The sequence below is a fragment of the Vibrio algivorus genome (assembly GCF_030161215.1).
GTDB lineage: Bacteria > Pseudomonadota > Gammaproteobacteria > Enterobacterales > Vibrionaceae > Vibrio > Vibrio algivorus.
The window spans coordinates 683,671-697,855 of record NZ_BSPV01000003.1 but is presented as its reverse complement, the minus strand read 5'-3'; the positions used below and the strand labels follow the sequence as shown (position 1 = coordinate 697,855).

13 protein-coding genes and 2 tRNA genes are annotated in these 14,185 nt (G+C 41.6%); 8 read left to right on the top strand and 7 right to left on the bottom strand.

The window, feature by feature from the left end; translation table 11 throughout:
• Positions 1-72: 72 nt before the first annotated feature.
• The 7 genes from fdh3B to QQJ93_RS04885 form a co-directional block, all read right to left on the bottom strand.
• Entirely contained in the window at positions 73-726 is a 654-nt protein-coding gene (fdh3B, locus tag QQJ93_RS04915) for a formate dehydrogenase FDH3 subunit beta (protein WP_089124370.1), read from the bottom strand.
• 10 nt (positions 727-736) lie between these two features.
• A complete protein-coding gene (locus QQJ93_RS04910) occupies positions 737-3,607 on the bottom strand; it encodes a molybdopterin-dependent oxidoreductase (protein WP_089124369.1) in 2,871 nt (956 codons plus the stop codon).
• 11 nt (positions 3,608-3,618) lie between these two features.
• Positions 3,619-3,837 carry a twin-arginine translocation signal domain-containing protein gene (locus QQJ93_RS04905; protein ID WP_089124368.1) on the bottom strand — a complete coding sequence of 73 codons (219 nt, stop codon included), beginning with the start codon at positions 3,835-3,837 and terminating at the stop codon, positions 3,619-3,621.
• Positions 3,838-4,044: 207 nt separating this feature from the next.
• A complete protein-coding gene (locus QQJ93_RS04900) occupies positions 4,045-4,713 on the bottom strand; it encodes a TorD/DmsD family molecular chaperone (RefSeq protein WP_089124367.1) in 669 nt (222 codons plus the stop codon).
• A 2-nt stretch (positions 4,714-4,715) separates the two neighbouring features.
• Complete coding sequence (locus QQJ93_RS04895; RefSeq protein WP_089124366.1) at positions 4,716-6,410, bottom strand: 4Fe-4S dicluster domain-containing protein; 1,695 nt, start codon at positions 6,408-6,410, stop codon at positions 4,716-4,718.
• Between the two features lie 213 nt (positions 6,411-6,623).
• On the bottom strand, positions 6,624-7,277 hold the full coding sequence (locus QQJ93_RS04890) for a DUF3306 domain-containing protein (protein WP_089124365.1): 654 nt from the start codon (positions 7,275-7,277) through the stop codon (positions 6,624-6,626).
• Entirely contained in the window at positions 7,267-7,707 is a 441-nt protein-coding gene (locus QQJ93_RS04885; protein ID WP_089124364.1) for a DUF3305 domain-containing protein, read from the bottom strand. The genes QQJ93_RS04890 and QQJ93_RS04885 overlap by 11 nt, the downstream gene beginning before the upstream one ends.
• Before the next feature lie 222 nt (positions 7,708-7,929).
• Between QQJ93_RS04885 and QQJ93_RS04880 the strand changes: the two genes are divergently transcribed.
• From QQJ93_RS04880 to QQJ93_RS04845, 8 genes are all read left to right on the top strand, one after another.
• Entirely contained in the window at positions 7,930-8,757 is an 828-nt protein-coding gene (locus tag QQJ93_RS04880; protein WP_089124363.1) for a formate dehydrogenase accessory sulfurtransferase FdhD, read from the top strand.
• A gap of 58 nt (positions 8,758-8,815) precedes the next feature.
• Complete coding sequence (locus tag QQJ93_RS04875; RefSeq protein WP_431313583.1) at positions 8,816-9,631, top strand: ABC transporter substrate-binding protein; 816 nt, start codon at positions 8,816-8,818, stop codon at positions 9,629-9,631.
• A 30-nt stretch (positions 9,632-9,661) separates the two neighbouring features.
• Positions 9,662-10,360, top strand: coding sequence for an ABC transporter permease (locus QQJ93_RS04870; protein WP_089124362.1), 699 nt, complete (start codon positions 9,662-9,664; stop codon positions 10,358-10,360).
• A gap of 41 nt (positions 10,361-10,401) precedes the next feature.
• Positions 10,402-11,109: an energy-coupling factor ABC transporter ATP-binding protein gene (locus tag QQJ93_RS04865; RefSeq protein WP_284186036.1), complete on the top strand. Its 708-nt coding sequence runs from the start codon at positions 10,402-10,404 to the stop codon at positions 11,107-11,109.
• 23 nt (positions 11,110-11,132) lie between these two features.
• On the top strand, positions 11,133-11,723 hold the full coding sequence (mobA, locus tag QQJ93_RS04860; protein WP_431313586.1) for a molybdenum cofactor guanylyltransferase MobA: 591 nt from the start codon (positions 11,133-11,135) through the stop codon (positions 11,721-11,723).
• Positions 11,724-11,764: 41 nt separating this feature from the next.
• On the top strand, positions 11,765-13,573 hold the full coding sequence (locus QQJ93_RS04855) for a bifunctional molybdopterin-guanine dinucleotide biosynthesis adaptor protein MobB/molybdopterin molybdotransferase MoeA (protein WP_089124360.1): 1,809 nt from the start codon (positions 11,765-11,767) through the stop codon (positions 13,571-13,573).
• A 198-nt stretch (positions 13,574-13,771) separates the two neighbouring features.
• Positions 13,772-13,848: transfer RNA gene (locus QQJ93_RS04850), tRNA-Val, on the top strand.
• 29 nt (positions 13,849-13,877) lie between these two features.
• A tRNA-Val gene (locus QQJ93_RS04845) sits at positions 13,878-13,954 on the top strand.
• The last annotated feature ends 231 nt before the right edge of the window (positions 13,955-14,185 follow it).

Sequence of the window (14,185 nt, the reverse complement as noted above, 5' to 3'; positions counted from 1 at the left end):
AAGCACAACATCATTACTGTCACTAAAGAAACAGTAAACGTTTTGAATGATTTCATAAACATGACTATCTCCTTAGTTGTGACTACTTGGCTGTGATGCATCATGAGCAAGAGAGTCATCATAAACGACTCCAGTCACATGGCTGCGATCATCTTTACCACCACGATCATGAACTCGTTTCGCCATGACTTGAGCAATCTTATCCGCAGGACCTGCAATTAATGCTTTGGTCGAGCAAAGAGAAGCACACATTGGTAGTTTGCCTTCTGCGATACGGTTAGCACCGTACTTTTCACGCTCTTCTTGTGAACCCGCTTCCGTCTCAGGACCACCGGCACAGAAAGTGCATTTATCCATTTTGCCACGTTCAGCAAACGCACCATGTTGAATAAATTGTGGTGCCCCAAATGGGCAGGCAAACAAGCAATAACCACAACCAATACATAAGTCTTTATTGTGTAGAACAATATTGTCTTCTGTACGATGGAAGCAGTCAGCAGGACATACCGCCATACAAGGCGCGTCATCACAATGCATACATGCCACTGAAATTGACGCTTCGCCAACTTCACCATCATTAATGGTCACAACACGGCGACGTTGAATCCCCCATTCAAGAGCATCATCGTTTTCGTTTTTACAGGCAGTGACACAACCATTACATTCAATGCAGCGCTCCGAGTCACATAAAAACTTCATTTTCGATTTTTTATCTGTCGTAGACATAACCTACCCCTTACGCGTTTGAAGTGCTGGTGGCTTTGCTGATTTTACAAAGCGTCACTTTGGTTTCTTGCATTTGAGTCACAGGGTCATAACCATAAGTGGTTGCCGTGTTTGCTGACTCGCCAATAACGTAAGGATCCGTGCCTTCTGGGTACTTCTCGGTTAAATCCTTGCCTTGGAACTTACCGCCAAAGTGGAATGGAATAAATGCCAGTCCAGGTAGAACACGGTTAGTTACCATCGCCTTCACCTTAATGCGACCTTGTTCAGCGCCTTCCACCCAAACATCATCACCATCTTGAATACTATTGGCTTGTGCTTCTTGTGGGTTAATTTCCACAAACATTTCTTGCTGTAGCTCAGCCAACCAAGGGTTAGATCGGGTTTCTTCACCACCACCTTCGTACTCAACTAAACGGCCAGAGGTCAAAATAATTGGGTACTCTTTTGAATGGTCTTGATCTTGAATGGATTTATACAAAGTCGGTAGACGATAAATCGCATCGTTATCTTCCCACGTTGGATAGTCTGCAATAAGATCACGGCGTGGTGTATACAGTGGTTCGCGGTGCAAGGGCACGCGGTCAGGGAACTGCCATACAATAGTACGCGCTTTACCGTTACCAAATGGAATACAACCATGTTTAATCGCAACACGTTGAATACCACCCGATAGATCAGTCTTCCAGTTTTTACCTTCAGCAGCGGATTTTTCTTCTGCAGTTAAATCATCCCACCAACCAAGTTGCTTCAATAGTTTGTCGGTAAATTCAGGGAAACCATCTTCGATTTCACAATCCTTAGAGAAACTACCATCAGCCAGTAAACTCTTACCTTCAAATTCAACACCAAAGCGAGTACGGAAGTTACCACCGCCGTTAGCAACACTTTTCGATGTATCATAAAGAATGTGGGTTCCCGGATGTTTCAGCTCTGGCGTCCCCCAACATGGCCAAGGTAGACCATAGGTTTCCCCTTTCACTTCACCTGATTCGGCTTCTAGATTCTCATGACTGAATAAATGCCAATTTTGTTGATGGAATTTCAAACGTTCAGGGCTTTGACCTGTATAACCAATTGTCCACATGCCGCGGTTAAATTCACGGGTAATATCTTCAATAACAGGTTGATTATTTTTGATTTCTACATTTCTAAATAGCTCATCAGCAATGCCAAGTTTCTTAGATAGTAGATACATAATTTCGTGATCAGGCTTTGATTCGAACAATGGCTCAATCACTTGATCACGCCATTGAATAGAACGGTTAGAAGCGGTCACAGAACCATAGGTTTCAAATTGAGTCGTTGCAGGAAGTAGATAAACACCGTCAGTACGATCATTAATAACCGCCGCAACGGTTGGATATGGATCAACAATCACCATCATATCCAGCTTCTGCATTGCTTTTGGCATTTCATGTCCACGGGTTTGCGAGTTCACCGCATGCCCCCAGTAGAACATGGCACGAATATTATCGTTTTGCTCAATACGAGCCTTATCTTCTAGGACACCATCTACCCAACGAGAAACCGGAATACCCATGTTATTCATTGGTAATTTTCCGTTGTATTTGCGTTGATCAAAACGGCCTTTTAGCCAGTTATAATCAATACCCCATACTTTTGACCAATGTTGCCATGCGCCTTCTGATAAACCGTAGTAGCCTGGTAAATCGTGAGATAACACACCAAAGTCCGTTGCACCTTGTACGTTGTCGTGACCACGGAAGATATTTGCCCCGCCGCCCGATTTACCCATGTTGCCAAGTGCAAGTTCAAACACACAATAAGCCCGAGTATTGTTATTACCCGTTGTATGTTGAGTACCGCCCATACACCAAACCACGCAACCCGGTTTATGATGAGATAAGGTCTTGGCTGCTTGGTACACTTCCGCTTCTGAAATGCCCGTTACACGCTCAACTTCCGATGGGTTCCACTTCGCGACTTCTTCACGGATTTCATCCATACCGAATACACGTTGATGGATAAACTCTTTGTCTTCCCAACCGTTATTAAAGACGTGCCATAACATGCCCCAAATAAAGGCAACGTCAGTACCTGGACGTAGAGGCACATGTTGATCGGCTTTTGCTACCGTGCGTGTTTTACGAGGATCCGCAACCACGATCTTACAGCCGCGTTCTTTAGCGATAAGAATATGTTGCATCGCAACTGGGTGAGCTTCCGCAGGATTTGAACCAATAAATAGAATCGACTTACAGTTATGCATATCGTTAAATGAATTGGTCATTGCGCCATAGCCCCAAGTGTTGGCAACACCTGCTACTGTGGTTGAGTGACAAATACGTGCTTGGTGATCAACATTATTGGTACCCCACATCGAGGCCATTTTACGGAAAGTATAAGCTTGTTCGTTACTATGCTTTGCTGAGCCTAAAAAATACACCGAGTCAGGGCCAGATTCTTGACGAATTTTTAATGCTTGGTTACCGATTTCTTCAATCGCGGTATCCCATGAAACTCGTTTCCACTTACCACCTTCCAATTTCATTGGATATTTTAAGCGACGTTCACCATGGCCATGTTCACGTAACGCTGCACCTTTAGCACAGTGACCACCGGCATTAAATGGGTGATCAAAAGCCGGCTCTTGACCTGTCCATACACCATTTTGTACTTCTGCATAAATGCCACAACCAACTGAACAGTGAGAACAAATGGTTCTCTTCACTTCAGTTGGTGCTGAGCGGTCCACTTCTTGAGCTTCGGCTTTTTTCATAATGCTTGGGGCAAACATAGATGCGCCCACAACTGCACCACCGGCAGCGATACCGGTGTTTTTCATGAAATTACGACGGCTTAAACCTAATTGGTTCTCGCTTTTCGAGACGCTATCAGAGCGCTTTGTCAGTTTCATTATCGCTACTCCTATAGAGAATCGAAATAATCACGAATGTGTTGCGTTTCGTGATAGCCCTTTTTTAATTTTGGCTGCTCATTATTTTGAGGCTTTTCTACGGCTGATACTTGCGTTGAAATACCAGCTGCCACTACACCACCAACAACCGCGGCAGTAGTGATTCCCTTGAGTAAATCTCGTCGACTTTCGTTGACGCTCTCTTTATTTAGAGATGTTGTCGTTTTCATACATTGCTCCTTGTCGCTGTATTTTCAGCGTTCGGAAACCATTGTTAAATAAGCGATTTGATGAATAGATTCACCAAATAGCTTATGCGCAAATTTAAATTGCTTTTAGTGGCAATTAAGGTCCATGGTTGAACCTGAAGGCTTTCAGAGGTATTACCCTTAAATGCCTATTCTTCAAATATAGAAATACTTAAAGAAAACTTATTCTTATTGCAGACTCGTTATATCAATTTGATGAGATGATTTTTCGGTGTATCGCGCCTGTTCAATTAAGCCAAAATGACGCAGTACTCGAGAAACGGGCAAATAGAATTGAGCCGACTCAGCCTTCTCTATTTCATTACAAAATGAGATAAACCACGGGCAAATATGAGCATTGAAAAACTGTTGCTGAGATTCAAATTCTTCAAATTGCAGCATAGACATCACCTCTAACAGAGCCGAAATACTGTCTTCTGGCTCGCGAATATCTTCTTGTCTTTCAAAGCCCAAACGCTTGAGATCTTGGCGAATGGCAACCAATGGTTTTTCCATCAAGGTGCCGGCAATGTGCCATGAACTAAATGGCACCACCTCACCGCAACCAATGCCAATAAATAAGTCTTGATACTCATCAGCAACTTGTTGCGTTGTCGTTGCCATAGCGGCTTCTTTTAGCTTAAACCAAGCGTTAGTGATCGCATGCTGCTCGCAAGATTCAACTTCTAATTCACTTAACCATTGTAGAATTTCTGATGATGGCGCCTCACGGAATAAGCATGCCAATAAGCCATATATCTCAGCCGTGATCTGCTCTTCTTGAGTATGTTCTTGTTCATCACTTTCTTGTTGACCAATAAAGTCTTGCTGAGCAATATTTTCATTCGACTGTGACATAATTAAATATCCAATTGTTTTGCAGGGTTGGCAGTAAGGTCTGAGAATAGATCTCGCACTCGACAATCTTCACACATCGCAATACGGCGCAGTTTATCTTCACTGGCAAAATGAGAGTGACCGCGTAACTTGTTTTGTAGCATTTCTATCATTGAAGCTGGTGCGAATGCTTTACCACAACTTAAACAATGTGCTGCTGGCTCTTGGTGCAGCGTAATGTCTTGCGTGCGCTGTTGTTTATCCCAGTTAAATCTAGGTTCTAAATTAATCACTTTTTCAGGGCAAGCGCTTTCACATAATCCACATTGAACACAGTCTTGCTCAGTAAATAACAACGCAGGGCTATCACCTTTGGCATGTAAGGCTCGTGTTGGGCATACTGACACACAGCTCATACATAAAGTGCAATTATCAGAATCACAATTCACGCGGCCAAAAGGTGCTCCACTTGGTACTGGCGCAATATTATTCGTGACTAGATTGCTATCCGGCGTGTAGTGTTCAGCCATCAAATCTAAAGCGTTGAACAAACGATCACGCTTCATACCTGATTGAATATTGTTTGTACTGAACAGCAGTGGTTGTTCGATTAATGTCGGTGCACTGTGACGTAAATCTTCCATGTAAAGAATATCAACACGTTGCTTTTCTAGTCCTAGTTGAGCCAGTAAGCTCTGAGCAATTTCAACTTCGGTTTCTAATACACGAATAATGGTGGCTGGCATATGTCTGCTGGCAGCAAACATCACCTGACACGCACCGTGAACCAACGCACTAAACCAAGTATCAATTCCGACACTTGGCAGTTCATCCAAAGTAATTGGAACCACATTGTCAGGTAGCATTCCTAACATCATTAGGTTGTATTTTTCATGACGTTCACTGCAAAACATCACGATTGGATTTTTCCCACCTTCTGTAAAGTACTTAACAAGTACACGTTCAATAAAGGTTTGGGTTTCTTTCGGTTCCGGAAGTGCGTAACTGATGGCTTCAGTCGGACAAGATGTTGCACAAGTACCAACGCCTTGGCATAAATAAGGATTAATTTCGATTTTATGGCCAGTTTTCTCGCTACCTTGGCTAGTTAATGCTCCAGCAGGACAAGCATCGATACAACGAGTACAACCTTTAACGCCTCGAGAACTGTGGGCACATAATTCAGTATTCAAGCGAAAGAATTTAGGCTTATCAAATGTGCCAATAAGATCTGGAATGGTTTCTAATGATTCATCAAGCGTTGGATAACCACGTCCACTTGGGTAGTAACCAGGAACAGGCACTTCTTCCGTCATGATGCCATCAGAGGTTAAGTCTAAAATCACATCAAAATAGTCGTCCCCCGTCACTGCTCGAGCTAAATTATGTGAAATACCTGAGCGAGTAATACGGACGTCAAAGTGACCGAGGAAACCAGAGATTCGTACATTTTGAGAGAAAAAACATTGAGTAGAAGGAATGATCGCTGAGGTTTGAGTTTCAGCGCCAACAATTAATGCCGTCACCGAATTCATTGCATCAAAGTGACCAAATACAGCTTCAACTTCTTGTCGTTCTCCAACAATAAGTAAGTTGCCACGAGACTCGTAGCTCACGGTTGGTGGGATCAAGTTTTTTAGTTCGACCGTATTTTTTAAGGCAAAATTACGAGCTTTACCATTCGTTGTCGCACTTTGTTGTAAAAATGACGTTAACATTGCTCTTCTTCTATTTTATTTTAATCAAAATCAGCTTCAGCATAAAAACACTCGATGATACCCTTTTTATTTATGTGGCTATAAGACAAATAACTCATTATTTGAAATAAAGCTTATTTAGATCAGTGAGATGAGAATTATTATCTTTTAGTTTGCACTTAATGTTAGGAGTGATTAAAAGCTTAGTCTAAATATGGGTATTAAAAGTGAGTATCAGCCTGATTTTTTATTGTCTATACCCACTTTAACTTTAGCGAACCCACCTTCTTCACCTGTACTAGCTGCATTATTTTTATTTACTTCGTGGCTATTTATTTCGGACTTTACGGTTTCTTCCGTTTCGAAAGGCTCTTGTTCACCTTGTCCTAACTCTAGCTTTTCAGGGTCAATGTCCGTCATTTCCAGAGCTTCATCGTCATCGAATACTTCCTCAACACGCTTATGCCAACTACGCAAAGTTTCCGCTACATCTTTAGATAGGCTTTTTACCTTGGTGTAATCCATGTTGTAACTATCAAGTGGATCGATGCCAGAAAATTCATCAGAATGAAATAGAGCGCGAAGCTGCTGTTGTTTTTCCTGTTTTGAAAAACCATCAGCAAATACATGAGCGATAGTAGTAAGTGACGAATCTTGAGTCGTTTCACCCTCACTACCATCGTCTTGAGAGGTCATAGCATTAGGTTGCTGATTAATAGATATACTCGAATCCGTTTTAGGCTCGATAAAGGTTTCAGCATTCGAATTGGCATCAGTCGAATCTACAACATCCTCAGCCTGTGCGGTAAGTTGTGCCCCTACCTCTTGGCTTCCCTCCAAGCTTTCATTCTTTTTGGTTAACCAGCGTTGAAATCGATTAGTTACCATTTGAACGTCCCGCACCTTGACGCTTTTTCTTGCGTACTTCTAATAATTCACCATGCCTACCTATAAAAGCTTCCATCCAAGCTTGAATCGCCAACGGCATATCGATAGACAGCACCAAATAATCAGTATCCATGTAGCAGGCTATTGCTGCTTGTGAGGCAGTTAAGTGTGAAATTTTAGGTGCAGAATTAGTGTCTAGAAACTCTAACGCAAGAAATAGTTTCGGTTGCTTTGAGCTGAGATTAAAACGGTAATCGGTACGCTCATCTTTATACAATTCGAGTAATTGTAGGTAAGGATGAGGTTCAGAGACATTAGGCGTTAAATTGACACCTTGCCATTGCCAAGATTCAGTTTCCCAGCGTCCAATAAGTTTAATCTGTTTTTCTAATAGACAAAGAATCGGCCAGCTGTGAGTTGTTTTTTTCATCAAAATTGAAATCCTTTTTCTGCATGCACGGATTTTGTTCTACGATAATGTAACAATATTTGATATAAATCATTAAACTTACTGATAATAGGGTAATTCACCCATTTATGGGTAGGCGTTAAGATAATTAATTGGTTTATTATTGATTTTAAGCGTATTTTTTTGCTGTCAGAACTGTCATTCATTCCAGTAAGAAGAGTTCCAAACTCTCAAGGAGATCATGTGTCCGAATACCCAAGTATCATCAGAAGCGGTTCTACCCCTGTCCAAACTGAAACCGTAGAAGTATTCGATGAGTATGGCGAAAAACTTACTAAAGAAATCGCCTGTGAGCGCCCTCTTACTGTTTTGTTGAATTGGAAAGAAATTGTAACCTTGATGACATTAGGTTCTCGCCCTGAATCCTTGGTACTTGGATACTTAAAAAACCAAGGTTTCCTTCATGATCCTAAAGCGATTGAGTCTGTCATTATCGATTGGGAAACCCAAAGCGCTGCGATTGTCACCAAAGAAAACACCGACCATTTAGATAAAGCATTAGAGAAGAAGACCGTTACGTCTGGCTGTGGTCAAGGCACCATGTATGGCAATGTAATGGCACAACTGGAAAATTATCAAGTTCCGCAAGTCGCACTTAAACAATCCGATATTTACGACACACTTGAAGCCTTAACCCATTTTAATGAAACCTATAAAAAAGCGGGTGCGGTTCATGGTTGCGCGGTATGTCGTGGTAGCGAAATATTATCCTTTGTTGAAGATGTCGGTCGTCATAATGCGGTGGATACTTTGGCAGGCGAAATGTGGTTAAAACAAGAAAGTGGTGACGATAAAATCTTCTACACTACTGGTCGTCTAACCTCTGAAATGGTCATCAAAGTCGCGCAAATGGGTATTCCTACGTTATTGTCTCGTTCTGGTGTGACCCAAATGGGGCTTGATCTCGCTAAACAATTTGGTATTACGACGATTGCTCGTGCCAAGGGTTTACGCTTTCAAGTCTTTTCCGGTGCAGAAAAAATTGAATTTGATGTAAAAGGGAATCATTAATCCCTTTTATACCCAAGTAGTAAAACGACCCAACCACTAACAATAAGATGGAATTTCTATGAAAATGCGCTTTTGGGCAACCGCCCTACTTTGCTTAGCTACTCTAGTTCCAACCGCTAACGCACAAGATGCAAAAAATATTCGCCTTGCGACGACGACCAGTACGTACCACTCAGGTCTTTTAGACTACCTATTGCCGAAATTTAAAAGTGAGACAGGCTACACCATTGATGTGATTGCCGTTGGTACAGGTAAAGCTTTAAAAATGGGCGAAAATGGTGACGTTGATTTAGTCATGACTCACGCGCCGGGCGCAGAAGCTGAATTCATCAATAAAGGTTTTGGTGTAGATCCCCATCACTTAATGTATAACGATTTCGTGATTGTTGGTCCGAAGAACGATCCCGCTGGCATCAAAGATGAAAAATCAGCAGCTAAAGCATTAAAAACTTTAGCCGATAAAAACATCACTTTTGTTTCTCGTGGTGATGATTCTGGTACTGATAAAAAAGAAAAAGCAATTTGGAAACAAGATAACATTCAACCTAACTTCCCTGCTTACCGTTCAGTCGGCCAAGGTATGGGCCCAACGTTGAACATGGCATCTGAGCTTCAAGGTTACACGTTAACTGACCGCGGCACTTGGATTGCTTATGAAAGTAAACTCGATCTAGAAATCATGGTGGAAGGCGATAAAGCGCTATTTAACCCTTATCAAGTTATTTTGGTTAATCCTGAGCGTTATAAAGGCCTAAACACTAAAGGTGCACGTGATTTCAGTAACTGGCTAATCTCTAAGCATGGTCAACAATTGATCAATGATTACCAATTACAAGGTCAAAAATTATTTACCGCTAGCTACGATGGCAAATAAATAAGCCGGTAAATAAAAAGAGAGAACAGAATGCAGCTTTGGCAAACGACACTCGATGCACTTCAATTATTAGTCAGTTTTGATGCTGACTTATGGAAAGTGGTGTCTGTGTCTTTTTCGGTTTCCTTTAGTGCCATCCTATTGGTTTTAATACCGGCGTTATTATGCGCATTTATTTTGGCCTATTGTGAGTTTCCCGGACGCTGGATGCTGCTTTCTTTTGTTCATACATTACAAGCCGTTCCAACCGTTGTAATCGGCTTACTTCTATATATGACACTATCCCGTGCAGGCCCATTGGGTGACTGGCAAATGCTATTTACCCAAAAAGCGATGATCTTAGGGCAGATGTTAATTAGCTTCCCTATCCTAGTTTCGTTAATGTATGGCGCATTTCAAAACAGCGATAAACGCTCAATAGAAACGTCTTATACTTTAGGTGTCAGTCGGATACGTATTTTAATGACCTTACTGTGGGAAACTCGCTTTCCATTATTTGCAGCGGTTGTGGCCGGTTTTTCTCGGATCATTACCGAAGTCGGCTGTTCCATGATGGTTGGTGGCAATATTCTCAATTCAACTCGCAACATTCCGACGGCAATTGCACTAGAGAGCCAAAAAGGTGCGTTTGCTCAAGGGGTTGCTTTAGGCATGGTTCTATTACTACTTGCCTTAGTGATGAACTTTATTTTAACGTCTGCCAAGGGTCAGGGACATTTACGGGTTTAGCCCCCTTCGTTCTTGAAGTTGTTTGTAAAATGGAATAAACCATGTTGCCATTACAAGTGTCAAATTTATCAATGCAATTCAAGGATAAGGTTCTATTCCATATCCCTAAATTGCAACTTGCTCCCAATGAAGCAGTGTATTTACGTGGCGACAATGGCGTAGGCAAAACCACATTATTAAAAATATTATCCGGCCTTATTGAGCCTACTGCCGGAAGTTTAAGTCATTCCCAATCTTGGTTATCACGTTGGTTCAACCCTAACAAACACGGTATTGTTTATTTACATCAGTCTCCTTATCTATTTGACGATACTGTTTATCAAAATGTTTTATATGCCATCAAATTTGCTAAATTGTCTCGTCAAGAAAAGCGAGCTCGCGTGATTACTGCATTACGAAAAGTGGGTCTTGAAACACTTGCCGATGAGCATGTGTCGGTATTATCTGGCGGAGAAAAGCAACGCATTGCAATGGCACGAGCTTGGATCATCAAACCCGCTATCCTTTTAATGGATGAGCCAAGCTCTAGTCTTGATCTTGAATCTATCTCACGTCTCACCTTATTAGCCAAAGAACTATTAGAAATTGGTTCAAGTTTAGTGATTACCAGCCATCAACAAAATGAACTGACTCAATTATGTTCAAAGCAATGGTGGATAAAAAATCATACTTTGATTGAATCACCGTTATTACAAGTGATTCAAGATTCATCCGAACCAGAGCAACTACATCAAACCACAGTGCTATAAAGAAAGGGTGCTATAAACAAATGATACTAAAACCACAACATATTGATTGGGTGATCCTTGCAGGCGGCCAAGGCTCTCGTATGGGAGGTGTGGACAAAGGTTTAGTCAAACTCAATGATAAACCACTGATTGAATATGTGATTGAAGCGCTGCAACCTCAAACGTCAAGTATCACAATTAATGCGAATCGTAGTCATGAAATTTATCAGCAATATGCTCCAGTGATCGCGGACACTTTCACCGAGTTTCCAGGCCCACTAGGTGGCATCCATGCCGGACTTAATCACCCAGGTGAAAACCAATGGGTCGGTTTTGTTCCTTGTGATAGCCCGAATATTCCCAGTAATCTCGCACAACTTTTTTGTGGTGCATGGCATGAAGAGGCTGATATTTTAGTGGCCCACGATGGCGAGTTTTATCAGCCGGTCTTTACCCTATTTCATCGTCGGATTCTGAATAAATTGCATGCCTTTTTAGAGCGTGGTGAACGTAAAATTATTTTATTTTATGGTAAGTGCAATACGGTCAACGTTGATTTTTCGAATGCAAAAGACACATTCATCAATTTAAATACACCAGAACAGCTTAAGACGTTTTCTCAACGTTATACTTAAGGTGTATACCCATAATTCAAATATAACGAGAAGGTTTTTCTATGACTTCATTTCCGATCCCTGTACTTGGCTTTGCGGCATACAGCGGCACAGGTAAAACTACTCTACTAGAAGCCTTACTGCCTAAACTCACTGCAAAAGGTTTACGAATTGGAGTATTCAAACATGCTCATCATGATTTTGATATTGACCAACCAGGAAAAGACAGTCATAGATTAAGAAAAGCTGGCGCAACACAAATGTTGATTGCTTCACGTAACCGCCACGCTTTAATGACGGAGACACCAGACAAAGAAGCCAATTTTTTCAAATTACTTGAACAGTTTGATCACAATAACCTCGACTTTATTTTAGTAGAAGGCTGTAAGAACCTGTCTTTCCCTAAAATAGAGTTACACCGAGAAGTGATAGGTAAACCTTGGTTACACCCTCATGATGACAACATATTTGCCATTGCTTCCGATAGTGTTGATGTCCAAACCTCTTTACCACATGTTGATATTAATGATCTCGATGCGATTTGTGAATTGGTAGAAACCTTTGTACTAGGTAACACCCTCACCAAACCTTCAACAGCAGCTTCGTGCGATACATTATCCCCTGCTTTTTTATCCGTTGAACAAGGTTTAGATAAGATTTTAAGTACACTAAAGCATCCCAAAACCTGTGAGCAACAGTCTCTATTCAAAGCGCGCTTAAACGTGCTCGGGCAAGATATTATTTCACCGATTAATGTTCCAGCTTATTGCAACTCAGCAATGGATGGTTACGCGCTACGTGGTCAAGATATTTTAGATGGTGTGATTTCTTTTGAAGTTGTCACTGAAATTTTAGCTGGTCGTGGTTATGCCAGTGAAATTCAAAGTGGCCAAGCCGCCAAGATCATGACAGGTGCTCCTATGCCACAAGGTGCCGACACTGTGATCATGCGTGAACAAAGTCAGTTAATTGAAAGCCAATTAGAGGCAAGCAACATAACCAAGCTCGTAAAATTTAATGTCTATAATAATGAATTTAAGCTCGGCCAGAATGTGCGTCAAGCTGGTGAAGATCTCGCTCAAAATAGCATCGTCTTTAACCAAGGTACGCGCATCACTTCACCAGAACTCGGTATGTTATCTTCTTTAGGTATCAGTAACATTCCTGTCTACCCGCAGTTAAAAGTTGCGGTCTTCTCAACGGGTGATGAAGTGCAAGCACCAGGAGAAGTATTAAACGACCACTGCATTTATGATTCGAACCGCTTTACCGTTATGGCACAACTTGAACGACTAGGTTGTGAAGTGATTGATTTAGGCATAATTGAAGATAGCGAGGCTGCGCTAGAATCCACGCTACTCGAAGCCTCGACACAAGCTAATGCGATTATTTCATCTGGTGGCGTTTCAGTTGGTGATGCGGACTTTATCAAAAGTGTTCTTGATAAAATCGGGCAGATTAATTTCTGGCGAATCAATATGCGTCCAGGTCGCCCATTAGCATTCGGCCATATTAATGAAACGCCATTCTTTGGCCTACCAGGCAATCCGGTTGCTGTTATGGTGTCATTCTTAGCCTTTGTGGAACCAGCCCTTCGTCTTATGCAAGGTGAGCAAAATTGGCAGCCTGTTAAATTAAAAGCTGAAACTGAAAATAAAGTATTTTCACGCTTAGGTAGAACCGAATTTACTCGCGGAATTTACCATTTAGATAAATTCGGGCAATTGAAAGTACGTACAACAGGCAAACAAGGCTCGGGTATTTTGCGTTCAATGAGTGAAGCTAATTGCATCATTGAGATCCCACCACATATTGAGTCCGCTAAAGAAGGTGAAATAGTCACTATTTTACCTTTAGAAGGACGCTTATAAGCTCAACGACTCTCCTCAAGGATCAAGATTGTTAATTTTATCCTTGAGGGTGTCTAAAAAACCGGCACGCAGAGCATAAAGTCAGCAAACAGTCGCAAAGCACTGATTTTCTACTTGCAACCACCTCATTGCATGGTTAATATCTTCTGCGTTCAAAACTGAATCAAACATGATTTCAGCAAGAATATTTTGAAATGTGCGTCCGTAGCTCAGTTGGTTAGAGTACCGCCTTGACATGGCGGGGGTCGGTGATTCGAGTTCACTCGGACGCACCATCTCAAAGTGTTTTCACACTGATATATTTGGGTCCGTAGCTCAGTTGGTTAGAGTACTACCTTGACATGGTAGGGGTCGGCGATTCGAGTTCGCCCGGACCCACCAAATATAAACAAAGCCTGCTTATTATGAGCAGGCTTTGTTGTTTCTGCATCTCTATTTTTCTATCTTTAGCTACCCTTTTCTTGATTATCAAGAAGCACCGCTAAGTATGATGTTTAAACATGATTTATACCCAAGTAACTTCAAGATGCGAGTTTCAGCAAGAATAAAACAAGCTTTAGGCAAGACAAATTGAATATGATCATAGCTATTCTATCTCTGTTCAATTTAACG

What these genes read in the sequence shown, in the direction of transcription:
- fdh3B (WP_089124370.1), bottom strand. Translation starts at nt 726, where the DNA reads ATGTCTACGACAGATAAAAAATCGAAAATGAAGTTTTTATGTGACTCG.
- QQJ93_RS04910 (WP_089124369.1), bottom strand. Translation starts at nt 3,607, where the DNA reads ATGAAACTGACAAAGCGCTCTGATAGCGTCTCGAAAAGCGAGAACCAA.
- QQJ93_RS04905 (WP_089124368.1), bottom strand. Translation starts at nt 3,837, where the DNA reads ATGAAAACGACAACATCTCTAAATAAAGAGAGCGTCAACGAAAGTCGA.
- QQJ93_RS04900 (WP_089124367.1), bottom strand. Translation starts at nt 4,713, where the DNA reads ATGTCACAGTCGAATGAAAATATTGCTCAGCAAGACTTTATTGGTCAA.
- QQJ93_RS04895 (WP_089124366.1), bottom strand. Translation starts at nt 6,410, where the DNA reads ATGTTAACGTCATTTTTACAACAAAGTGCGACAACGAATGGTAAAGCT.
- QQJ93_RS04890 (WP_089124365.1), bottom strand. Translation starts at nt 7,277, where the DNA reads ATGGTAACTAATCGATTTCAACGCTGGTTAACCAAAAAGAATGAAAGC.
- QQJ93_RS04885 (WP_089124364.1), bottom strand. Translation starts at nt 7,707, where the DNA reads ATGAAAAAAACAACTCACAGCTGGCCGATTCTTTGTCTATTAGAAAAA.
- QQJ93_RS04875 (WP_431313583.1), top strand. Translation starts at nt 8,816, where the DNA reads ATGAAAATGCGCTTTTGGGCAACCGCCCTACTTTGCTTAGCTACTCTA.
- QQJ93_RS04870 (WP_089124362.1), top strand. Translation starts at nt 9,662, where the DNA reads ATGCAGCTTTGGCAAACGACACTCGATGCACTTCAATTATTAGTCAGT.
- QQJ93_RS04865 (WP_284186036.1), top strand. Translation starts at nt 10,402, where the DNA reads ATGTTGCCATTACAAGTGTCAAATTTATCAATGCAATTCAAGGATAAG.
- QQJ93_RS04855 (WP_089124360.1), top strand. Translation starts at nt 11,765, where the DNA reads ATGACTTCATTTCCGATCCCTGTACTTGGCTTTGCGGCATACAGCGGC.